The 23,820-nt window shown below is 44.2% G+C and carries 21 protein-coding genes; 4 read left to right on the top strand and 17 right to left on the bottom strand.

The annotated features are described in order from the left end of the window. Positions 1-132 precede the first annotated feature (132 nt). The 13 genes from R7Q48_RS14705 to R7Q48_RS14645 all read right to left on the bottom strand — a co-directional run bounded on the left by R7Q48_RS14705 (position 133) and on the right by R7Q48_RS14645 (position 15,370). Entirely contained in the window at positions 133-1,566 is a 1,434-nt protein-coding gene (locus tag R7Q48_RS14705; protein ID WP_005377649.1) for a GumC family protein, read from the bottom strand. Beyond that, positions 1,563-2,687, bottom strand: coding sequence for a glycosyltransferase (locus R7Q48_RS14700; RefSeq protein WP_318132342.1), 1,125 nt, complete (start codon positions 2,685-2,687; stop codon positions 1,563-1,565). Before R7Q48_RS14700 ends, R7Q48_RS14705 begins: the two co-directional genes overlap by 4 nt. Before the next feature lie 115 nt (positions 2,688-2,802). After that, entirely contained in the window at positions 2,803-4,167 is a 1,365-nt protein-coding gene (locus R7Q48_RS14695; RefSeq protein WP_162497020.1) for an O-antigen ligase family protein, read from the bottom strand. Then, positions 4,164-5,594 carry a lipopolysaccharide biosynthesis protein gene (locus R7Q48_RS14690; RefSeq protein WP_017820656.1) on the bottom strand — a complete coding sequence of 477 codons (1,431 nt, stop codon included), beginning with the start codon at positions 5,592-5,594 and terminating at the stop codon, positions 4,164-4,166. The genes R7Q48_RS14695 and R7Q48_RS14690 overlap by 4 nt, the downstream gene beginning before the upstream one ends. Continuing rightward, positions 5,587-6,759: a glycosyltransferase gene (locus R7Q48_RS14685; protein WP_017634933.1), complete on the bottom strand. Its 1,173-nt coding sequence runs from the start codon at positions 6,757-6,759 to the stop codon at positions 5,587-5,589. Before R7Q48_RS14685 ends, R7Q48_RS14690 begins: the two co-directional genes overlap by 8 nt. Positions 6,760-6,770: 11 nt before the next feature. Beyond that, the gene (locus R7Q48_RS14680) at positions 6,771-7,955 is read right to left on the bottom strand and encodes a glycosyltransferase (RefSeq protein ID WP_256903205.1); all 1,185 of its coding nucleotides are present in this window, start codon (positions 7,953-7,955) and stop codon (positions 6,771-6,773) included. Positions 7,956-8,099: 144 nt separating this feature from the next. After that, a complete protein-coding gene (locus R7Q48_RS14675) occupies positions 8,100-9,170 on the bottom strand; it encodes a glycosyltransferase family 4 protein (protein ID WP_033905256.1) in 1,071 nt (356 codons plus the stop codon). Next, a complete protein-coding gene (locus tag R7Q48_RS14670) occupies positions 9,145-10,671 on the bottom strand; it encodes a sigma-54-dependent transcriptional regulator (protein WP_053350558.1) in 1,527 nt (508 codons plus the stop codon). Before R7Q48_RS14670 ends, R7Q48_RS14675 begins: the two co-directional genes overlap by 26 nt. Before the next feature lie 308 nt (positions 10,672-10,979). Beyond that, entirely contained in the window at positions 10,980-11,360 is a 381-nt protein-coding gene (locus R7Q48_RS14665) for an Hpt domain-containing protein (protein ID WP_182039670.1), read from the bottom strand. A gap of 11 nt (positions 11,361-11,371) precedes the next feature. Then, complete coding sequence (locus R7Q48_RS14660) at positions 11,372-12,058, bottom strand: AAA family ATPase (RefSeq protein ID WP_033905258.1); 687 nt, start codon at positions 12,056-12,058, stop codon at positions 11,372-11,374. Next, a complete protein-coding gene (locus tag R7Q48_RS14655) occupies positions 12,058-14,160 on the bottom strand; it encodes an SLBB domain-containing protein (RefSeq protein WP_176310960.1) in 2,103 nt (700 codons plus the stop codon). Before R7Q48_RS14655 ends, R7Q48_RS14660 begins: the two co-directional genes overlap by 1 nt. Further along, positions 14,157-15,023 (bottom strand): OmpA family protein, encoded by an 867-nt coding sequence (locus tag R7Q48_RS14650; protein ID WP_053350556.1) that lies wholly within the window; start codon positions 15,021-15,023, stop codon positions 14,157-14,159. The genes R7Q48_RS14655 and R7Q48_RS14650 overlap by 4 nt, the downstream gene beginning before the upstream one ends. Positions 15,024-15,049: 26 nt before the next feature. After that, a complete protein-coding gene (locus R7Q48_RS14645; RefSeq protein ID WP_017634929.1) occupies positions 15,050-15,370 on the bottom strand; it encodes an STAS domain-containing protein in 321 nt (106 codons plus the stop codon). 422 nt (positions 15,371-15,792) lie between these two features. Here R7Q48_RS14645 and R7Q48_RS14640 point away from each other — a divergent pair, with 422 nt between their 5' ends. After that, positions 15,793-16,638 (top strand): DNA ligase, encoded by an 846-nt coding sequence (locus tag R7Q48_RS14640; protein ID WP_086046755.1) that lies wholly within the window; start codon positions 15,793-15,795, stop codon positions 16,636-16,638. A gap of 15 nt (positions 16,639-16,653) precedes the next feature. On the opposite strand, the gene R7Q48_RS14635 is transcribed toward R7Q48_RS14640, so the two are convergent. Together R7Q48_RS14635 and R7Q48_RS14630 are read right to left on the bottom strand one after the other, a co-directional pair. Further along, on the bottom strand, positions 16,654-17,652 hold the full coding sequence (locus R7Q48_RS14635; RefSeq protein WP_213969924.1) for a DUF3080 domain-containing protein: 999 nt from the start codon (positions 17,650-17,652) through the stop codon (positions 16,654-16,656). A 133-nt stretch (positions 17,653-17,785) separates the two neighbouring features. Further along, on the bottom strand, positions 17,786-19,156 hold the full coding sequence (locus tag R7Q48_RS14630) for an MATE family efflux transporter (RefSeq protein ID WP_005377626.1): 1,371 nt from the start codon (positions 19,154-19,156) through the stop codon (positions 17,786-17,788). 392 nt (positions 19,157-19,548) lie between these two features. Here R7Q48_RS14630 and R7Q48_RS14625 point away from each other — a divergent pair, with 392 nt between their 5' ends. Beyond that, positions 19,549-20,160, top strand: a complete 612-nt coding sequence (locus tag R7Q48_RS14625) for a riboflavin synthase (RefSeq protein WP_005377625.1) — start codon at positions 19,549-19,551, stop codon at positions 20,158-20,160. A 75-nt stretch (positions 20,161-20,235) separates the two neighbouring features. On the opposite strand, the gene R7Q48_RS14620 is transcribed toward R7Q48_RS14625, so the two are convergent. After that, positions 20,236-20,430 carry a CPXCG motif-containing cysteine-rich protein gene (locus tag R7Q48_RS14620; RefSeq protein ID WP_047102257.1) on the bottom strand — a complete coding sequence of 65 codons (195 nt, stop codon included), beginning with the start codon at positions 20,428-20,430 and terminating at the stop codon, positions 20,236-20,238. Between the two features lie 253 nt (positions 20,431-20,683). After that, on the bottom strand, positions 20,684-21,550 hold the full coding sequence (locus R7Q48_RS14615) for a fructosamine kinase family protein (RefSeq protein WP_047102259.1): 867 nt from the start codon (positions 21,548-21,550) through the stop codon (positions 20,684-20,686). A gap of 224 nt (positions 21,551-21,774) precedes the next feature. On the opposite strand from R7Q48_RS14615, the gene R7Q48_RS14610 reads away from it, so the two are divergent. Both R7Q48_RS14610 and R7Q48_RS14605 read left to right on the top strand, forming a co-directional pair. Then, positions 21,775-22,749: a response regulator gene (locus R7Q48_RS14610; protein ID WP_042523017.1), complete on the top strand. Its 975-nt coding sequence runs from the start codon at positions 21,775-21,777 to the stop codon at positions 22,747-22,749. Then, positions 22,749-23,711: a GGDEF domain-containing protein gene (locus tag R7Q48_RS14605; protein WP_005377621.1), complete on the top strand. Its 963-nt coding sequence runs from the start codon at positions 22,749-22,751 to the stop codon at positions 23,709-23,711. Before R7Q48_RS14610 ends, R7Q48_RS14605 begins: the two co-directional genes overlap by 1 nt. The last annotated feature ends 109 nt before the right edge of the window (positions 23,712-23,820 follow it).

Here is a 23,820-nt window from a genome sequence, read left to right as displayed (position 1 = left end):
GATGCTTGTGAGGCTTTATGTTTATTCTCAATTTGAGATTCATATTAGTGGACATGCTATGAGGCTGTATAAGGCAGTAGTAAAAGAAAAGCACTCGCCGACTGAGTGCTTGTAAATGAGTTCTTATGGCGGTTAGTTTCCGTACACTACGTTAGGTAAAGTGGTGATGACAGGAACACCAAGGTGTTTTTCTAATGCTCTTTTAGAGCGGATAGAGTTATCGGCTAACTCAAGTATCGTCGCTAATCCAATGCCTAAACCAGCGCCACCAATAAATCCTAAAATGACAAACACAAAACTAGGTAAGTTAGTTGGAATCGTTGGCGTGAACGGTTCATCAATGATTTTTACGCGCTTATTCTCTTCAAACTCTCCCAAAGAACCCGTTAGTTGGGCCATCTCATAGCGTTCGACGAGTTCATCATACATTTCTCTCTTCACTGCGACGTCACGAGCTAAGCGGTTGATTTCTGTTGCTGTGCTCCCAAATTGGTGCGCATTTCGCTCTAATTCTTGGATCATGTCTCGCAAGCTGTTGGTTTCTTCCGTAAGTGCTTCAAAACGTCCACGCATCATTTGTAATTGATGTAGTTGGGAGACAAGTAGAGGCTGTGCTTCGCCAAGACTGTTTACTGTGGTATTGCTCGCGATATCCCATAGTTGAGCACTGTTTAGTTCTGGTTGTTTAGAGTTCAAGAGTACCGAGCGTTCCTGCTCCAACCGGTTTAATTCTCGCAACTTACCTTGCACTAAACTATGCGCCTCTGTGTATTTAGCGCGAAGCAGGGTAAGTTCACTACGAATGTCGATGATTTGCTCTTCCAGTTTACCGATAACCGGGTTCGTTTTGGATAGTTGTTGATCCAAACTGCCTAGACTTCGTGAAACACCAGCAAGCTCCGCCTCCTTTTCGGCTAGCGTTTGTTTGAGGCTAGCAAGGCGAGTAAGGCTTTGAGCTTGCATTTCGGGCGTCGCGTCTGAGTAAGTATTTTTATATTCTGCAAAGGCTTGCTCTGCCTTGTCTAGTTCTTCCCTGCGTTTGTTGATGTGGATAGTCAAAAAATGGCTCGAATCTTTAATCGAAGAACGCTCAGGAGCCAAAAGCTGTTCGACAAAATGCTCTCTGACAGACAGCAGCATCGACTCCATTCCTTCTGATTTACCACTTTGCAATTGAATTTGAATGAAGTCTTTACCGAGTGGCTGAACAGACAGGCGCGACGCGAGATCTTTTATGATGAACTCTTGCTCTTTTGCACTCATCTCGTCATTGATCAACGATTGTTCTTTTGCGACAGAATACAAAACGTGTCGGCTTTTTAGCAGAGTACTGAGTGCGCTCAATCGGTCTTTAAGCATTGTTGAGACGGCAAGGTCTTGAAGGAACGGGTTCATTTTCGCTGTCTCTTGAATAAGCATGCTGGTATGAGCAACATAAGTCGTCGGAACCAGCTTACTTACGATGAAACCCAGCACCGGTAAGACAAGCATTGGTATAACGATCATGTAACGACGTCGCCAAGCGCCATGTAGTAATACACTAAGGTTCTCTCTCAAATCGTTCATAGCGTCCTCACTAATTTCTCAACTTGGTTGGCTCTTGCTTCCCAGCTTTGCTGTTGAACAAATGACTTTGAATCTGTCGGTGGCGGTAGGAGGTGATCGAGACTGGCACGCACGTCTTCGACATCTTGAACCACATGAAGCATATGTTTGTAGGGCATTAATGCAGGAAACGGTGTGCTGATAACAGGGGTTCCTGTTGCCAAGTACTCAAGAAGTTTAAGCGGATTACATGCCTTGATTTGAGCGTTATCAACAAAGGGCAACCAACTGGCATCCCAGTGTTGGGAGTAACGTGGCAGAGTGTGATGCGCTCTCGGGCCCAGGTAGTATACGTTGCATCTTTGTGGAAGTGGATTATCACTGAACTCGTTAGGGCCGATGAACACGAGATCCCAGTCAGGCGCTTGGTCTGCGACTTGGGCAATTAAGTCGTAGTCTAACCATTCAGACAAACTGCCATAAAAGCCCAGCACTTTGCGACCATTATTAGGAAAATCTTCAGCCTTAGGTGCTGGCTCAGAAAACAGACTAAAGTCGACACCGTGAGGCAAAGTGACGGTTTTATGTGATGGAAACTTGGTGGAGAGCGTATCGCTTGCCGTAAAGATAACGTTGGCCGCATTAACAAGAGTACGTTCGTGCTTTGTTACCGTGTCGTGGTCAACACCAGCTAAAGCGCTAAAGTCATCGCCACAATAGTAAATCAGTCCACGTGGGTTCATTTCTGCACAAACATCGGCAGCAGTCGGGAGCGACGTCCAAAATACAGGCTTATCAAAACCAAGAGCTTGTAATTGTTTGTTGAGTTGGTGTTTCATCATCTTAGCGGCCACTTTTCTTGCTAATGCAGAATTAGGGGCAGGAATGGTGAGCAAGTTGATGATGTGAATGTTTGGGTTTGTTTCAGAGTCCAATGTTGGCTTGTGTGAGCCTACGTTATGAAATACACGAGTGAGTTTGTTTAACGCACGCTGTATGTCTTTAGAATCCAGCTTAGGTTGACGAAGGCCAATGGAGTTCACCCAAAGGATTCGATGGTTCGCTGCTAGTCGCTTGACAATATGCTGAGTGGAAGAGGGTAACCCACCAAAATCTTCTCCAAATACTACGATGTCCGTCATGTGGCTCTCCTTGAGTCTTGGTTATTTGATTACTAATTAAGTGAGTAATCACAATGCGTGCCAAGGAATTAGCCATTTTAAAACAGTGAGTTATGGGTTTTGTTTATGTTTGAAACTAGGATTTCTCATTTTGACAGTCACTTTGAACAATTCGGCTAACGACAACTGTTAATGCCGCTAGAATGTAAATTGGCCAAGTGAAACCTTGAGTCAGAAACGTACCTGATACGATGGTACCGATAAGCCCACTTAACACGGCGTTTGCTCCAACAGAGAGGGTGTAATCTGATTTTGGTGTCAACAATGAGATGGAATGCAAAGAGGTGCGGATCAATGACACAATTAAAGTAATGAACACCGCGAGTCCGACAAAACCCGTTTCTGCTAACACGCCAAACCAAGTACTATGGACCGCGTGGTTGATACCATCCCAGTGTGGGCTGTAGAAATAGTAATTAAAGTAAAAGTTATCTAGACCTACGCCAGTCAACGGATGATGCAGCGCCATTTTAAATGCCGCTTCCCACGCATAAAGTCGCCCCATCGCAGAGGCATCTATACCATCCTCAGCGGCTCCCCCCGATTCTCGTCCTGAAATACCAGCGAATGCGTAGAGTACGATCGCTGCGATAGCGCCTAATACCAAGACTAATGTTTTGCTTTTGATGTGTTTAAAAGCAAAGTAGGCAAATACAGACAGTGAACCTAGTAACCCCCCGCGGCTCTGCGTCTCAATGATCGCAAAGAACAAAACCAAACAGGTGATAAGGGCAAAGAGCCTGAGATGCTTGGGGGAATGCTTCTCCATCAATTGACTAACGGTAAAGGCAAGGGGAAACATCAGCACTAGTGCCAAATCGTTAGGATCGCCAAGTACTGAACCTATGGATCGTCCTATCGACACGCGCGTCCCTTCAACCAAATCAATGCCATTCGCAGCGTTTTGTAATGCCACTAAGCCAATCAATAATCCGGCGAAAATAATTGCTTTTGACATCTGTGCGAGCTGTGAAGGTTTAGTAATAAGCCAGGTGATGGCCAACGTCATAATGATGATTTTCCAATAGGTGTTTTTGAACACCGTTATTGCGATATCACGACTGGAAGCGAATATGATTCCGATGATCACCAGACCCCAAAATATACACAGCCACTTTAATGAAGGGTGCCAAAAAGCTGTAATCTGGCGGCTTATAAGAAGGTGAAAAGCGAGTGCGGCGAGTGCCCCCAATGATAACAGTAATGGGATCTTGAAGTTATAGATAACAGGAAAGGCTTCGTGAATACGAAAGAATGAAAAAATAACGAACAGTGTGACAAGCCAAAACGTTTGATTGAGAACAAACAGTAACGCGAGTGGTGCGAAACACAACGCAACAATCAAAATGGGATGAGGCATAACAACCCAAAGCAGGCCGATACCGACAGTGATCGTCAGTGCTGCGATGGACTGTTTTGTTCTCACCTTGGTTTCATTCATAACGAGTATCTCTTCACCTGTCCACGCCGTTTCACTATGTATCGAGTGAGAGCATTGAGCGTCTCTTTACTCATGTAGCGAGTGGCTATCCCTGCCAGCAAACTGCATGTCAAAATGCAAATTGCGATGGCGATTCCTATTGATTGTGAAGAGTGAAGCAGGAACAGTGCCACACCGGATATAATCTGTAATAAAACCATCAGACTTAGGTGAAAAGGCAACGTCATACATTGTTGGCCTACTACATAAGTCAGGCCCAGCTTACACAGTTGTGCGTAATAAAGCGCAATGAACACACCATAAATACCCAGAGAAGATAAGCCAAACAGCAAAGCAATCGCAACGCACGCAGAGACGACATTTATACCCAGTAGCCAGCGAGTACGACGCTTGTACAAAATGGAGATGTTAATCAACTCACTCCATTCTTTTAACATGGCGATAGGTAGCAAGAATAAGCTGAATAGTACCGCCTCATGATAGGTTTCTGGCAGTAAGTAGGTGATCATCACCATTGCTAATGTGCCGACCACTACACTCAAACCTGTAATGTAAATCATACCTAAGTGTGTGATGCGCACTGCTTCAGTGCTCTTGCGCCCTTCTAAGTAGTTAAATCGACGTGGCATCCACCACATGCCAAACGGCTGCACTAAAATACACATGCCCACTGCAAATTTTACCGCTATCGCGTAAATCCCTAACGTCGCAAGAGAAGTGTTGGCACCAATGAACCAGCGTTCAGCGCCATTGAGACAAAATGCTACTAAACCGGCCATCATCATTGGTAGGCAGTAGTTTAGGTATTGTTTTGCCAATGTCAGCTTAGGAAGGGTGACATTGTAACGGTTAACGATGTGCAGCCAAACAAATTGAGTAATAGCAGCCAACAAGCCCCCCCACAAAACAGAAATAACATGGGGATGAACAGACAGCGCCGCGACGATAAAAATGACCTGAAAAATGGTGGTAGTGACCATGACGTTAAGCAGTGTTCTTGCTTTGTCGTCTTGTGTTCTTAACCAGGCAGTGCCGATTGCAATACTGCCTTCTAGAACGATGGCAAACATAACAATAGCAAATTCGACTCGCGTAAAAGGCGCGGGAATGGGGGCGATTAAAATGATAGTGAGCAAGCTAAGAGCGACGACGCCAGCGATGAGTAAAGCAAGTGAGTACAGCTGGTTTAGTAGGCTTGTGCGCGTATTTTGATCCTTTTCAACGCCGACGAATCGATAAAGCGCTTCATGCAAAGCGAAACTGACAAACAAGGTCGTAACAACACCAAAGGTTGTTAGAAGCTCAAGCTTGCCCATTTGTTCTGGTGAGAGAAAGTGGGGCAATACAGGCAGCATGATTAGGCTGATGCTTTTATTGATCACTAAGGCGATAGCAAATAGCGTCATGTTGGTCATTGCTTTAGACATGATCATATCCTTTGATGTCTCGCGGTGTCTTGAGTGTGCAATCATTGTTGGTAGCAATTTCGGCAGCAAGGTGCTGGGCGATTGGCAAATAACAACGTTCGGCTGTGTATAGTTGAGAAACATTGAGTGCTTCGATACCCATCGTTACTTTCATCCACGGCGATTCATTCAAAAGGCGAATTGCGTTGTGTAGCGAAGCCACATTGTTAGGCGTGTATTTAATACAATTTCGGCCGTGAGTTAACACGCGGTCCCAATAACTATCATCATGTGGAATGACGACACACATACCTGCAGCGAGAGCCTCCAAAATAGATAACCCAAAAGGTTCGTTGATACTGGTGGAAACAAACACACCACACTGTGAACGCAATTCATCTAAGTTGTTTGGGCACTCATGCCATTCAACACCTTGTGTGTTGAAGTCCGGTGTTGAATATTCCACACCTGCCACGTTAGGTTTGATGTAACACACGGTGGATTTGATCTTTTTCGACTCATCAAGTGTTAAAGCATCAAGCAAAAGATCGATGTTCTTCCATTTTAGTAAGCTAGCTGCCCAGAAAACGCGGCTTGAAATCGGATTCGCTTGTTTTGGCCAGCGATCTTTCGATAATCCATTAACAAACGTAGATGTATTCAAACCACACCAATAGCGTTCGGTGGCTGGCTTCTCTGTTTTGAGGTAGGCCTGTAATGCTTCTACCATTGATTCGCGGGTGTTTGCCAAGTAGTAAATTGCCGATGCTTTTACTAAGCAGTAGCCAGCAGATCTCGATCGTCCAATAGGGCCATGAACCATCTGTACCACAGGCTTTTTGCTAATTAATCGTAGTAAGTACAAAGGCATATCATTACTTGGGCAAGATAGGCCCAAAAAGCTATCTATTTTTGGCAGCTTCATGCACGCGTAGAGAAGTTGGAGAAAGTAGTAAGCGTTCATCAACCAGTAGGTCAGTCCATGAGTCGAGTTAAATGGTGATGGTTTTATTTTTATAACTTGCACACGCGGTGTATCACTAAGCAGTGACGCCCAATGCTCTGGATTTGTAGTGAGTAGATAACCAATCACGTTCAGCTTATCGCACTGCTTAAGGAGCTCTGCATTCGCGATTTTGGATCCACCTTGCATTGGGATGGCGTCGAACATCAATACACGTTTCATGACCGGGCTCCTCAATTGATGCTCAACCAGCGTGAAAGAGGCTTCATGCAGTGAGTCATTGGCATTGGTGTAATGGCGTTGTTATTAAGTTCACCTTCGTAAATACGTTCAATAGCGTTGATAGATGCAGTCGTCGTTAAGTTCTGGCTAGCATGTAGGTAAGCGTTTTCCGCCAGCTTGTTTCTTAATGCCGCGTCTTGCATGACTTGTTGAATCGCGTTTAACAGGCTCGCCATTCCACTGTTCTGGTACAGCAATGCAGAGTGATTATGCTCGAACAACTCAGGAATGCCTCCCGTTTTAGGAGCCACGATAGGCAGTTGAGCTAAAGCCGCTTCCCCGAGCACGAGACCAAAGGCCTCTTCATAGGCGCCGCTAATAAAAGCGTCTGCATTACCACACATCCACTCTCCGGCATTGTGTTGCTCCCCGACAAAGTGCACTCGCTCTTGGATACCAAGATCCGCGGCAAGCTGTTGCAATGCTTCTCTTTCTTCGCCGTCACCAACAATAACAAGGTGAGGGTTGTGGTGGTGGTAGTTGTGCATGCGCATTGCGCGAATAAGGCGGTCGAACCCTTTGCGCTTAATCAGCGAACCCACCGACAGAAAGGTAAAGGCCTGTGATGGGATTCCGAGTCGATCTTTAATGTCGATGGGTGTATCCACGCCTTGAAGTGACACGCCGTTGTGTACGACATGAAGTTGGTTTTGCGGGTAGCCGTCCTGAAGAATTTCGCGTCCAACATCTTTGCTAACGCAAATCAATTTTGGAGAGAGGTGAAGTCCGAGAGAGAAGCGATCGCGCAATGTATAATGGCAATGAAGTTGCGTGACAAGTGGTATATGATTCATGCGAGCAGCCAAACACATCCATTGACAAGGGCCGCCGCTATTGACGTGTACCAAGTCGATGCTGTGCTTTTCGATCAAAGCTGAGCCTTGTTTGATAAGGCTATTCCACCCGCTAATATCCCAGCGTGGAGCGCTCCAACCACCAACCAAATTGAAGGATGAATGTTCCGCTTCAATTCCGAGCGAATGGCACTTATCGATTAATGGTTGGCAGTTTGACCATACGAATGGCTCAAACTTATTGCGGTCGATTCCTGAAATGAGAGCCAGAAGCACCACTTCACTGCCGCGAATCCAATTATCACCATAATGAACATATAGAATGCGTTTTGGCGTAGTCATAAGTCACCTCTGTCTCATCATTAATCTGCGTTAACTGCTGAGCTGCAATAGAGATGCCAAAATATGCTATTAGTTTATGTGATTGAATCTTATATGATATTTATGTTTGGAACTCATCATTCTCATATTGAGAACCAATATGGATTAGTGATCCGTTTCAATTTGATATTTTTGTAGCAATACGGGAATCACACTTTGCGCTGAGAAATCATCAATGATGGTTTGTCGAGCATTCTGGCGAATGAGTGATTGTTGCGCTTCACCAATCGACATCCAGTCATGAAGACATTTAGCAAGAGAGGGAATGTCTTCGACGATAAAACCATTTTTACCCGTTTGGATAATATCTGGAAGACGACCTACACGTAAGCTCATCACGGCAATGCCTCTCGACATGGCTTCAAGCGCCGCCATTGGAAGACCCTCATAACGAGAAGAAATGATAAGTACACTGATATTTTCCCAAACACCTTCCATATCGGTTTGATGGCCGAAGAAAGTCACATTTGAAGGGGCAGTTTGATTAAGCGACTCTTTTTCCGGGCCATCACCGTACACACTAAACTGTAATGTTGGACAGAGCCTCGCTACCTCAATAAATTGATCGGCGCCTTTTTCCTGACTCAATCGGCCGACAAAAGCGATCTCCTGATAGTTGAGTTGACTGTTGGGAATCGAAACAAAGTTATTCAGCAGTTCTGAAGAACAAAAAACTTTGCGCTGAATACTTGGACTGACAGCAAAGCAATGGTCAGATAGGCTGCCGGAGCTTCTATCAAGCCAATCGTATAGCCATAGTTTCCCTGAGGACGATTCACCAGCATGATAAGTTGAAATCAAACGAGGAAACGTACGGGTGAGCAGTTTGGCGCAGCGCGACAAAATCGACGCTTTATAACCATGGGAGTGAACCACTGAGGGTTGGTGATTGGCGACGGCGCTTGTTAGGTGTTTAATTTTTAAAGCTTTATTGGGCTCGCCAGACAAATAGTTTAAGTAACTCACAGGGATCGCGGCTTCTTTTGCCTTCTGTACAATCTGAGCGGCTGGCGAATACTCAGTGGTTAGCACAACTCGAGCTTTGTTTCCAAAGGCGATTAATCCCCGAGCTAGCTCGATAACGTGACTTTCAATGCCGCCGAATAGACGGCTATCAAGCAAGATCCAAATTTCACCAATGGCAGGTTTATCAAGATTGTTCGAGATTAATTTCATCCGCTTCCCACGCTTGTTTTTTTCGGTAAACCGTAGATGGGCTTAACTCCAGCATGACAGCGGCGTTGAGGACGTTGCCATCACAGTACGCGATTGCGTTTTGAATTGCTTCACGCTCTACTTGCCACATAGGACGAATGGTTCCATCAGAGTTAAAGTACGGTGAGGTAGCAGCAGAGGACGGTGTACCAGGCAGCTCCGCTGCGGTAATCGACGGTTCGACCGCAGAAGGTGAAGGTTCCTCAGTATAAACAGGTGGTGGTGTGATTGGTGCAATGTTTGCTGACTCTTGAGCAACATGCGCAGGCGTCGTTGTTTTCGTCACTTTAGACTTTTTAGTAAGTTGAGCGGGTAGGTGGCTCACCGTGACTTTTTCGTCGTTATTAAGCACCACAATGTTACGTATGATGTTTTGTAGTTGCCTTACATTACCCGGCCATTCGTAATGCTTGATGATATGTTGAGCTTCGCTGTCGATTGTTGAGAATTTCTTTTTGTCCTGTTTGGCGTAAGTGGTCAAGAAGTGCTTGGCAAGCGTGACAATGTCACTTCCTCGTTCACGTAATGGGGGCATATCGATAGGTATAACGTGCACACGGTAGTATAAGTCTTCACGAAAACGACCTTCTTCTACCTCTGTTAATGGATCTCGGTTAGTGGCACAAATGATTCTCACATCCACTTTCATTTCTCGAGTGCCACCAAGAGGGGTGTAAGTGCCCGTTTGTAGAAAGCGGAGCAACTTCTTTTGCATCTCTAGTTCCATTTCACACAGCTCATCAAGAAAAAGCGTGCCACCATGTGCCAGCGTCGCCGCACCTTTTCGATCTGTTGTTGCTCCAGTAAAGGCCCCTTTAACGTGACCAAAAATCTCACTTTCCATCAAATCTCGTGGAATAGCCCCACAGTTAATTGCAATAAAAGGCTTGTCTTTACGGTCGCTCTGGCGGTGGATGGCTTCAGCACAAACTTCTTTACCTGTGCCGCTTTCTCCCACAATAAACACACTGGCAGAAGTTGGCGCAACAGCATCAATGGTCTTGTATACCGCCTGCATCGGGAGGCTTGAACCGATGAATCCGTGATAGTTGTGGCGATCAAACTTGGACTGAATATTTTCCACCAAATCTTCCAATTTGGCGCGTTTGAGGTGCAATGCGACTGATGTTTTTAGGCGATCAGCGTTTATGGGCTTTTCTAAGAAATCTTCCGCACCTTTTTGAATTAGATTAACGGCTAAGTCGACGCTGCCGTGTGCCGTAGCAATAATAACGGACGTAGGAATGTCATTCTGGTTGATCCAATCCAACACGTCTTCGCCAGACATGTCGGGCAGTTTCAAATCGAGAATGATGAGCTGAGGTTTGCTTCTTTCAATAAATTGAATCGCTTCGCGACCTGTCTCGACATGAAAAATGTCATAAGGTTCGTCTTTCACATACTGCTTATAAAGTATGGCTAGTGAAGTAGAGTCCTCTACCAGTAACACCCTTGGTCTCATAGTCCCATCCCAACGTAGTTTGTTTCATTTTTTATGATTTTTGTCAGCACTACTATTTGGCGTTATGAGTGGTTTATTGCTCTCTAGTGCTGAAAATTCTCAATTTGAGAAAAGCGTTATTTAAGTATTAGCACAAGGTAGGAAATTTGCGAAAAATCCATACTTTTTAATTGATTAAGTTATGCCCAAATAACTTCAAGGTGTGTGGCTTGGCGAGGGTGACTGAATTTGGAGCCTAAATTTCTGAGATGATGTAGGCATCGCGCTTTATCAAACGCGATGCTTCGCTAGGGAGTAAGACACTGATACTACTCAAACCCTTGAGCTTTTCGCTTTTCTAACGCATCAAACGATTCATTGGCGAGTTGAGGAAGTGTTTCACAAAGCTCCAATGCGTTTGGTATTTTTCCTTCGACACAGTACTTCTCAATCATTCTTGCTTGTCTTGAAAGCGTTCGATTGCCTAGAGCGAGAGCAGAACTGCCCAGTGTGTGAACCTCGAACTCTAATGTTTGAAGGTCTTTTGTGCTTAATGCTTGCTCTATTTTCTCCATGCGATCGCGTGACTCTTCGACATAGTGATCAATCAAGGTAGGGATGATTTCGGCGCACGTATCTTTGATCATTTGCTGAAGAATATGCTCATCCACTAATTCTTGCTCGATAGTCAATGTGTTATTTATCGTCATAATAGCGCTCCCTATAACATAAACAGTTCGCTTTTTTTAATTTGCTGAGACAGTTTTTCTTTCCACTTTTTTGGTAAGAAACGCAGCTTGGAAACTTGGCGGATTAACTCATCTTTCAGGCTTGGAGTGTGCTTCATGTTCAGTACAGAACCAATCAAGTTCGCATCGCTAGCATCGAGTAGCTTTTTGGCTTGCTCGAGCTGGGTTGCAGTCGTAGAACCATAATGCGCTACTAACAAAGTAGCATCACATACGCCAGCAATCACTTGAGGCGCAATATTGCTTCGGTTGACACTGAGAAGTGGTGATGTATCTATCACGACGCGCTCGTACTGCGTTAACCATTGTGCAATGTTTCGTTTCAGCATTGTTGGGTCTCGGTACGCTAACTGAGTGCTGGCGAGAGATGGAGCAGGGAGGCCGACTAAAGTTTGATGTGTATTCTCTCGTGTGATCAAATGGCCAACCTTCTCGTCATCATCAAAGTCGTGAACAGTGTGATAAGCGGGTTTGAATAAGTTAAGGTCTACATACAAAGTATTGTGGCCTGCTAAAACCAAGCGCTCTGCAAGAGATGACGCCACGGAAGTGACACCATCTTCAGATTTACAACCCACAACACAAATCGTTTTGTGGCCTTTCTGTTCACTCTGAAGATAAATTTGCTCAATCTCAGCGTGAGTTGCAGGAATAGTCATTACAACGCTCCTATTAACACGATGGTTGTGGTGATTTGTAAAATATCTCTTAATCCGGCCCTCGCTTTTTCAACAAAGCTTTCGTCTTTATGGGGAATGTAAATCGTGTCGCCTGCGCGAATGACTGGCAGCTCATAAATGTTGGCTGTTTTACTAAAGTTCACCAAATCAAATGTTCGGGCTTGGCCCTGGCAGCAAGACATATTGACCACACTGATCTTTTCAAGGTAGGCATTGTCAGTTGGTCCTCCTGCTTCCGCTAACAGATCAAGCACAGTCATGTTGTCATTGAATACGTATCGCCCTGGGTCTCTTACTTCACCTAATACGCGTACCGTGGACTCTTTTGAACGATCTAACCAGTTTTTGTTTTTTTCTGGAATGTAAATGGTATCACCAGGACGAACGTGGGGCAGAATTGATTCATCACCTGTTTCAAAGTACATCGATAAATTCAATTTACTCACTTTGGCATAACCTAGGCCTCGGTGTGTGACACGGATGTTGTGAATATCTGCATCCATTGTCGGTCCATCGGCGGCAGACAAAATATCCAGAAAATGCATATCTTCAGTGAAACGATAGCGCCCAGGTGCATTGATTTGCCCGAAAACGTATATCGATGCGTCAGAGCTTTGGCTTACCCATTGCGATTTATTATCGGATGGGTCGTCAGGCAATGCATGTACCCTTACGACTGTACCAGCGGAAACTCGAGGTAGGCTTGATGTTGGTGAGCCATCCAGAATGTATTGGTCTAAGTCAAATTGTGTCATTTGACCGTTATTGGCGACTTCAATTTTGGTGGTATCAGCTCGTCGAGTTGGGCCACCAACGTGTGCAAGCAGATCAATCAAATCCATTTCGTCTGACCACTCGATGCGTCCAGGGCGAACAACTTCTCCCATCACTGCGACCGCTCTACTAGGTGCTACTTTTAACCAAGACTTCTCATTGAAATCGGTTTTCTCCGGCACGAAAATCGCATCTCCTGGTCCAACATTTGGTGGTCTGGCTGAAGATAGTCCTTCTGTATGCGCGGTAAGATCGAATTTGATGACTTTGCCATCGGCTTTTATAACGCGAATTTGGCGAGATTCTGCGTAGCGAGTGGGCCCGCCAGCGTTGGCGAGGATATCCATGAAGCTAGCGCCTTGCTTGCCTTCGTATGCCCCAGGATGGGCGACTTCACCCATCACGTAAACCACATTTGCACCTGCTTTGATTTCTTCTTCCTGTTTTGGGACAAAGATGGTGGCACCTGGCAGGATCTCCGGCAGTAGGCTTTGGTCTCCAGTATCAAGGTACTTTTTCAGGTTAAACATGGTTGGGTTATTGTTTGTTATCACGCGAATTTGCTCAACACTGGCATATCGTGTCACGCCGCCAGCTCGCATTACGACATCAACTAGCGTGGTGTTTGGCTTGTATGAGAACGAGCCAGGTGCGTTGACTTCACCAAAGACTTTGATTGCACGAGCGGAATCTGCGCTGTCACCTGAATTCGCGAGTTTTGCTGCATCAAACTCTTGCTCAATATTCCCTACGAGTGGGGAAGCGGGGACAAATAAGACATCCAGTGATTCTAATTTTGGCAGTTGGCTATTGTCACCCGTATCAAGGAAGCGTTTGTAGTCAAATTCAATGTTTTTATTTCCACGTTTCACGATCATTTTATCAAGCTGAGCCCCAGCGCGCAGGCCGCCAGCTTCGTACACAAACATTTGAATGTTGGACCCAAAAGGTAAGGTATATTCACCGGGTTTGACCACGTAGCCTTGAACGGACACTAACAACTGTTGCTGTTTAATAAAAACTCGAGCGTTGTTAACGTCACGATACACGGTCTTTAGCCTGTCGATAATCACGTCTTGGAGTTGTTGTTCATTGTAGCCGGCCACTAATACAGGGCCGACTTCTGGTAAATTAATTCGTCCACGACGATCAACCTGAAACCCTTGGTTTAACGACGCCTCTCCAGGTAAGTTAATCTGTATTAAATCACCGACCTTAACAGTATTGCTCTCATCCGCTATGGAAGAAGGTACCCACGCGACCAGACACAACAACATTAAGAGGATAAATGGTTTCATCGTGTTCATAGCGCGCCTCCTGCCGTTGGGTTGCGGTTTATTGAGGTATCGCTATCTGAATTAGGGCTAATAACCTCGATGCTTACTCGACGATTAGTTAAACGCACGGCGGATGTTTCACCTTCATAGAGTGGCAGGTTATCTCCGACAGATTTGGTAGTGACTCTCTCTGAAGTGATACCAAATACGGTTAGGTAACGCTTTACTTGTTCTGCACGCGCTTGAGCAAGTTTCTGGTTGTAATCGGGTGTTCCAGTTGCATCCGCATGCCCCGTTACTACAAGAGATAGGTTAGGGTGGTCACGTAAAATGTAGGCTGCTTCTGCCAAATGTCCCATGTACTTCGGGTTGATTTCTGCTGAATCGACAGCAAACTGGTTGTCGATATTAAGTAGTGCATAGATATCCGACACTATGTTTAGGTCGCTACGTAGTGCTTCAATATCATCGGGCGGTGTGCAAGTGGTTTGGCTCAGTACGTAGTCGAGTTGTTGTTCGAGCTGGTTTAAGCGTCGACGCTGAATCACAAGGTCGTTGGCAGCGTCGAGTAAAAGCCCACCTTCCAACTCGCGCGCAATTCTATTTTGTTTTTCAAGGGCCTGAACAACTGCCGCAGGAAAACACCAGCGCGCTCCCTCTTGGATTAGTGCGTCTAGATGTAACTTGGTCAGTTGCCAATCAAACCTTAACCCATGTTCTGGACCTAAAGGCTCGTCAGGCATCACAGGGGAAAACTGATAATTCTCGATCGAGATATCTTGATAGCTTTCCGCCAAGCCACCTTTTCCGTGTTCTGGGTAGTCAAACGACGAACAACCAAACATGCCGACAACAAGACCGCTTAATGCATATCGTCGTATAAGATTTACCATGCCAACCTCCGTTTAAACCGGTATTTTTAGTGTCCTTTTGAGTTAACGGGAATGGCATGGTTGATACGAAGCAAGCTCATGATTTCTAAAGGTTGGCCTGATACGTTTTCAATACTCATGCTTCTTTCACGTTCAACTAGACGCTTATATAAGTAAACAATGGCACCAATCCCTGAAGAATCAAGAAATTGGACGTGCTGTAGGTTAATTTCGACTTCTTTGTGATGATTGTTGTGAATTACTTCATCAATGTGATGTTGTGCTTGTCGACAGCCGCTTGCGTCTAAGTCACCAAAAAACTCAATGGCTAACTTGTCTTGATTGATTTCTAGTTTGCGTAATTCCATGACTCTGTCTCCGTTTGTTTTTCTAATTGGATATAGAGCAGGTAACGTGCCAATTTTAAACTATTTAAAAATCAAAAGTTTAAGCGCTGTTGATGATGTTGTTCAATTTGAGAAAGGACTGATTCTCAAATTGAGAATCAAAAATGCACAGAGAAATGGTTTGCTTATAAGAGGTGTTGAACCTAAAGAAGTCATTAGAGCGGGGGATCTCGTCATGATTAGATTCCAACTCGATTGACGAACCATCCGCCTTAAGTGAATAACGTGTAACGACTAAATGCAAAACCTGTCTAAAGTTTATGATTATCTTTGCAAATTATTACTAATGTTGATTGTTATGAGTCGAAGAACAACTAGTAATAAATAGGTCATCGAGAGGACTTACGTTTCAATAAAGACGATTTTTTGTACAAGGTCTTCTTATGCCATTAAAAATGACATTAATTGCGCTGGCTGTTATGGCAGCGTCTTCACAGCTTCAAGCGGATACTTCTCTCGCACCACCAGTTTCTCTTGCACAAAGCTATCAGGATGGTATTGATGTGTCTGAATATTGGTATAGCGAAAAACTTGATGGTGTTCGCGCTTATTGGACTGGGCAACATCTCGTGACGAGAAATGGTAATCGAATCTACGCCCCTGATTGGTTTACAGGACCTTTGCCTGATTATCCGTTGGACGGTGAACTTTGGGCTGGGAGAGGTAACTTCCATCTTGTTCAGCAAACGGTATTAGATAAAACTCCTGTAGAGTCTGCTTGGCGACATATCGACTTTATGATCTTTGATATGCCATATTCCGCTGGTGATTATCGGAAGCGTTATTACAACATCAAAGATTTAGTGCTTGAAGTCGACCAGCCTCATATCAAATATGTCGAGCACCGAGCCATTCAAAATGAAGCTCATCTGTTTACACAGTTGGATAAAATTTCAATATCCGACGGTGAAGGGGTGATGTTGCGGAAGGTATCAAGCCGCTATCAGGCTGGACGCGGTAGTGATTTGCTTAAACTAAAACGATACGCAGATGATGAAGCGTTAGTTGTGGGTTATAAGCCAGGAACAGGGCGCTTATTAGGTATGATGGGAGCAATGTTAGTTCGCTTACCAAATGGCATTGAGTTTTACATCGGTAGCGGATTTACCGATGAAGTGCGTCGCCAGCCTCCGAAAATTGGTTCAACCATTACATTTAGATATAACGGTTTTACACATACTGGTAAACCACGTTTTGCTCGATTCTTGCGTGAAAGGTTGAAGGAATAGAACGCTCTGCACTTACTAGTTGCCAACGGTTACGCCACATCGTTTGAAGAGACCCTGCCAAAACTGAACGTGGTTTAGGGTTTCTTGCCTAAATGTTCTATGTGCCTCAATGATGCCATACTGGTGACCATGGAGTTGCATACGGTTCTCCACCAAAGTGGCACCATCATTAAGTTGTTGATAGGTACTGTCTAAATAAGCCAAATAAGGTTGCACTTCTTCAACGTAAATGGATTGAAAGACATTTCTTAAGTAGCGGAACTGGGTGGTGTCTCTGTTCGGCCCGCACAATACGTTGCTCTGGTTCTGCTCAAGTAGCTGAGTTGTTGCTTTTAACCAAAGGGATGTGTTTACCATTGAATAGTAAAGTCGTCCGAGTAAACGAGATTTCTCTAACTCTTCTTGATATTGAGTAACTTCCACATCGGGTAGACGTGAGACCGCGCGGTGGGGTAAATCATACATTTCGCTGAAAATACGATAGACATCGTTAATGCGTGCAATATCATTCGTCGTATTTTGAGATAGCCAATCAGAGGCAGTTAGTTGCTTTTGCATGGCATCACTTACGAGTAGTAAGTTGTCGAGATGAATGTCTAAATGCTGCCACTTGGTTGAGTAAAGCTCTGTCAATGTCGCGCGTTCTTCATCGCTAAGTGGAAATTCGGATAAACATCGATTCATGACTCTTAAAAGGGCAGTTTGATAATCAAAATCATGAAAGGCATCCTGCACCTTTCCAAGTTGTGAGTTTTTCTCGGCAAGTAAATTAAAGAGTCCGCATTGTCGTAATTGATAGCTCTCTAGCAGGCCAATAGATAGCCTTGGCAATGGCTCGAACAAAACGCGTTTCGCAGGAATCGTTACCGTAGACTGTAATTCTATTGGAATAGCAGGAACGTCCAATACATTGGCTACACGTTGATGATACTTATCAAACATGGCGTTCTCTGGATTGAACCAGTTATCACAACCATTAAGAATCAAGATTAAGAACAATAAAATAGACCGCACAAATATCCTTTTTTATAACTTCGTATCCGTTGTCTAGAGAGCAAAATCAACCGCTTCGTAATCTTGTTATAAGTATACTCAACCGTGTGATTATTCGATCATAAAAGCCAGCGGATGCTGGCTTTTTTACTTTTTATTGAACTGAAAAGTTCAATTGCACTTCTGGCTCTTGGCGATGCATCCAACGCATTCTGACGCCTAACATAAAGGCCGCAGAAGATAGGCCGATGATAAAACCAAGCCAGAAGCCTTGTGCTCCCATTGGCTCGACAATCCAGTCTGTACGGCCAAGGACGTAACCAATTGGCAGCCCAAGAATCCAATAAGCAATAAAAGTACGGTTGAAGATAGCTCGCATGTCTTTATAGCCGCGTAATGCACCAGCTGCGATCACTTGAACCGCATCCGTACATTGATAAACAGCGGCAAATACGAGCAGGTGCATCGCTAGAGTGATTACCTCTGGGTTGCTAGTGTAAAGCTCGGCGATCCACTCACGAGACAAGACGGTTAAAATCGCTGTGAGAACGGACAATGCTAGACCAACCATAATGCCGACTCGTGACGCTACGCGCGCGCCATCTACGTTTTCTTCACCAAGTCGATGGCCGACACGAATGCTTACTGCTGCACCAATACTCATTGGTAGCATAAATACCAACGAGGAGAAGTTAATCGCGACTTGATGCGCTGCCACAATGATAGGACCCAGTGGTGAAACGAGCAGTGCAACGACAGCAAACAGTGTTACTTCAAAAAACAGCGCTGCTGCAACAGGAAAGCCGAGCTTGAATAGACGAACTTGCGCTTTCCATTGTGGGCGATGCCATTCTCCAAATAGGTTGATGCTTTTCAATCGCTCTGATGTCATCACATATAGCAATAGCATGGCAAACATGACCCAGTAAACAATCGTGGTTGCTACACCACAGCCAACACCGCCTAATTCAGGTGCACCAAACTTGCCGTACACGAAAATCCAGTTTAGAGGAATGTTGAGCAGCAAACCGATAAAGCCAATAACCATTGCCGGTTTCGTCAATGACATACCATCCGTAAAGCTTCTAAGCGTTTGGAAAAGTAAAAAAGCGGGTACTGCTAATATAACGGCATGAATGTATCCCACCGTTTTTTCAGCCATCAGTGCTTCAACATCCATCAGCCCGAGAATAAACTGGGTTTGAAGCAGGACTGCAATTATCGGCACACTGATCAGCAATGCCAAAACGACGCCTTGCTGAATTTCAAACGGGATTTTCACTCGACGACCAGAGCCATTTAACTGTGCGACAACAGGGACCAATGCCATTAATAAACCCACCCCAAACAAAATGGATGGTAGCCAAATACTTGAAGCGACAGAAACCGCAGCCATGTCGGTGGCGCTAACGCCGCCAGCCATTACGGTATCAACAAACCCCATACCAGTTTGAGCGACAGATGCGATCAATACCGGGGTCGCCAATTTGATAAGACTTGATGCTTCTTCTTTATAGCGATGCACGAAAAATACTCCAGAGCGGAACAATAAGTTGAAAGAATGAGAGTACTCGAGGGCAAAAGATGTGGTGAACGGATCTGATGGTTGATTTTAGTCACGATAAGGTGAAAAAATGCCTCGGAGAAACTCCGCGCAAATGATAAACAATTGTATGTTCATATTCCATAGCTAGGTAGCGAATAGTCGATAACACTGACTGGACGCTCTCCACGCTAAGGATACGCTTTTACTGAGAACAGCAGCGAATCATGGTAATGTTGAAGCATGCATGAGAACAAACCAGTGTTCATTAAGCCATGGCTTTATCGTCTGCGGTCTTTATTTCCGACCTGTAGCGCAGTGTTTAGGGCTTAGTCTTCGACTACAGTTGGTATTAAATCAATAGGTAAAAAGAAATGTTTACAGGAATAGTTCAGGGTACGGCGAAGGTCGTTAAAATTGATAAAAAAGAACGCTTTCAAACGCACGTTGTCGAGTTAAGCGATGAACTTTGTAAAGGGTTAGAAATTGGTGCATCCGTTGCACACAACGGATGTTGTCTAACTGTGACTAAGATCGAAGGCAACCTTATCAGTTTTGATTTAATGCAAGCGACATTGGCTCTTACTAATTTAGGTCGGCTGGTGGAAGGGGATAGCGTAAACATTGAGCGCGCGGCTAAGTTTGGTGACGAAATAGGCGGGCATAGCATGTCTGGTCATATTAGTTTAACGGCAGATATTGTCGATATCATCGATACGCCCAATAACCGCACGATTTGGTTCCAACTGCCGCAAGAATCAATGAAATATGTATTAGCGAAAGGTTACATTGGTTTAGATGGCTGCTCGCTAACTATTGGTGAAGTTGAAGCGTGTCGTTTTTCGGTACACCTAATTCCAGAAACCTTGCAGCGAACGCTTTTCGGAGTGAGACAAGTAGGGGAGCGTGTTAATATTGAGTTTGATCCTCAGACTCAAGCAATTGTTGATACTGTTGAGCGCGTTCTTGCAGCAAAACAGCTTTAGAATGAGAAAAAGGAGCCGAGTGCTCCTTTTTCATTTAAGCGTTTTTATATTTCTGATGTTCACATGCTCGAGCTGCTATTCGTAATTGTCATCGATAAATAGTTCGACCTTGTCTTGTAGCTCATCCACTCGCATATTTAGGTGGATAGCGTGGCAACAAGCTGGGCAATCATCATAAAATTCTTGGTCACCATTGCTTGCATCCAATGTAATGCTGATAGAATGTCCGCAATGCGGGCACTTTACATACCTTTCGGTATAATTTTTCATACAACAACTCCTAATCTCGCAGGGCTTTTAAACACACTATTCATCAAGGAAGTACAGCCCTTTACTTACTTTGCCTACAAGGAAAATAGGCACAATCCAAAGTTAAGTCTCCTTTGATATTAGGTCGAGTTGTTGCTAATTGAGTCGAAATAAGTACAAAACTTGACCCCAAACTCAACCTTGAGCTTAGGGTGATTTTCTGTAGTGATGTGCCTCGAGATTTTACATCTTGAAATATGCAGTGGCTTCCAAATTAATAAGAAATGATTTTATTAATAACCAGTTGAGCCTGTTCCAAGTAATGGCCGCCAAACAAATTACAATGGTTGAGAACATGGTAAAGGTTATAGATATCTTTACGCTCTTCATAGCTTGAAGAAAGTGGTATAACCGATTCGTAGCCTTGATAAAATTCTGGTTGAAATCCACCAAAAAGCTCTGTCATCGCAATATCACACTCCCTGTCCCCCCAATAGCATGCAGGATCGTAACAGATAGGACCGAATGCAGTGAGTGCCGCATTTCCATTCCATAAATCGCCATGCAACAAAGAAGGTTCCGGAGCATGGTTTGCTAGCCGCTGTTTTACGACGTCGATAAAGTCATCGATATCAACCAAGGTGACGCCTTTTTCTTTAAGGAGCTGTAATTGCCATCCTATGCGTTGCTCAGCAAAGAATACACACCATTTCTTGTGCCATTTGTTGGGCTGTAGAGTCGAACCGAGATAGTTGTCGGTATCAAAACCAAACTCTTTTTGCTCGCCCCACTGGTGTAGGTGAGCTAATTGCTGCCCAAATTTAAAGCTGTTGGGACCATCTTCTAATGGTTTCGTTGGAAGGTAGTTAAGAATTAGGAATGAGGCATTTTTGGTTTTACCAACCAATACCACCTCAGGTACAAATAGGGTTGATGTTTCACGCAAAAGATGCAGGCTTTCAGCTTCTACCTCAAATTTAGACAAAAACTCGCGATCGTTAATTTTCACAAAATAACGTTGCTCGCCATCATTGATCATGTAGCTTTCACTGATATCCCCACCAGACAGCCTTACTTTTTCCGTGATCTGGTAATCGAACAATAAAGTATCAGAAAGCTGTTGCGATATTGCTTGCCACATACAAAACCTCGCGAATCTATTTGACCACCAATAGTTTAGGATAAATAGCAGGGAGTTGGCGCTATGTTGAGCATACTTAGTAAAGAAACCTTCCTCTTAGTGTAGTCAATTTGTATAAATGTGAATCAAATCGCTTATAAGCCTCTGATTTGTTGGCTTAGCATATGGAGATGAACGTTTACAACAGGTATTATGATTTTTTTGACGTTAGTTCCATTGGTGGCATGAAAATACTGATATGTGATGACTCAGCTGTTGCAAGAAAGCTTATTGCGCGTTCTATCGTACAAGATACATCATTGCATCTTATTGAAGCGCAAGATGGTTATGAGGCGCTTAATATTCTTGCTGAGCAAAATATCGATATTTTGTTTCTCGATTTAACGATGCCCATAATGGATGGTTTTGAGGTCCTCGAATCATTACCTGTTAGTCAGTACCCGACCAACATCGTCATTATTTCTGGAGATGTTCAACAAGAGGCAAAACAGCGCTGTCTCGATCTTGGTGCTCAAGCTTTTATCGCTAAGCCTCTGACAGAAGAGCAGGTGCTCCCACTATACGAACAATTAGGACTGCATTATGCGTTCAAACCTAGTCATTCGGTTGATTCTAAAAACCAGGGTTGCGAAGAGCTTTCCTTACTAGCCAAATTCCGTGAAATTGCGAACATTGCCCTTGGTAAAGGGGCTGCGATTATGGCCGACCATTTACATGAGTTCATACAACTTCCTGTTCCTCATGTTGGACCGTTGTCCTACGGCGAGCTTCATATGACACTGGTTGATGTGGTTGGGCGTGACAGTTCCGTTGCGGTAGCGCAGAGGTTTGTCGGTGGTGGTATTCACGGAGAGGCACTGGTGTGCTTACGTGGTAGGGATATCAATCAGATTGGGGAAAAATTAGGTTACCTCCTTGAGTTTACGCCTCATAATGAAATCATCTTGAATATCTCTAACCTACTGGTTTCGTCATTTCTCACATCATTGGGCGATCAACTCGACAAGCAGTTCTCACTTCGTCAGCCAGGCATTGTGGATACCTTAACACCTTATTGTGAAGAGCAAGGCGAGTTGGGTGAGCTCTTTACTATCGAATACACCTACATGGCAGAAGCGCTCGATTTCGAGTGCGAGGTACTGTTTTTAATTGATAAGCCATCCGTAGAAATAATCTATGAAATCATGGAGCTAATCTAATGTCCGATATCACGCTGGACATAGCAGACTTTCATTGGGTCACACAAATTCTCGATACGATGGATTCAGGGCTTATTGTTTTGGATCAAGAGTATAAAGTGTGTGTGTGGAACAGTTTTATGCAGTCATACAGTGGCATTCTATCACAAGAAATTCTTGGTGAATGTTTATTTGAGCATTTTGAAGAGCTGCCAAGAACTTGGCTAGAAACCAAGATAAAAGCTGCCGCCGATCTGGAAACTCGTTCTTTTTCTAGCTGGGAAAACCGACCGTATCTTTTTAAGTTCAACAATTTTTCTCCGGTTTCAAACAGCAGTGATTTTATGTATCAAGATATCGTGATCACGCCGTTAATTGGGCTCTCAGGAGAGGTCAGCCACATAGCGATTCAAGTCAATGATGTTTCTGAAACTGCGAGAAATCGCATTCATTTGAAAGAAACAAATCAACATTTGTCGGAAATCAGTCGCAAAGATGGTTTAACAGGTTTATTTAATCGCGCTTATTGGGAGCAATCATTGAAAGATGAGTTTGCTCACTTAAAAGTTATCGACGGACCATGCTCATTAGTAATATTCGATATCGACCACTTTAAGAAGGTGAATGATACTTATGGTCACCCGACAGGGGACGAAGTCATTCGTCGAACCTCTGCCTTGTTGAGAAAAACAGCAAGAAGCAGTGACATCTGCGGTCGTTTTGGTGGTGAAGAGTTTACCGTACTACTTCCTCACACAAACCAGGAGCAAGCTTGCTATTTCGCAGAGCGTTTGCGCAAAAGAATTGAGCAAGAGATCGTGAAAGTGGAAGATTTTTTGATTAATTACACGATAAGTATTGGTGTTTGCGAGTATAAGCCTTATTTTGAAACTCACACTCAATGGTTAAAGAGTGCCGATGCTGCGCTGTATCGTGCAAAAGAAAATGGTCGTAACCAAACCTGTTTGCATGAAAATGGCTGAAATATAAAAAGGTTTGAAGAAACCCTGTATCCGAATTCAGTGAAGCAAAGCTCAATTGTTTGAAAATCATCCAGTTGGTTCGTGAATGTTTGTTAATATGAAATAAGTT

The sequence above is a fragment of the Vibrio sp. 378 genome (assembly GCF_033339435.1).
Note: the sequence above shows the minus strand (reverse complement) of the source record. Positions and strands in the feature narration are given on the sequence as shown.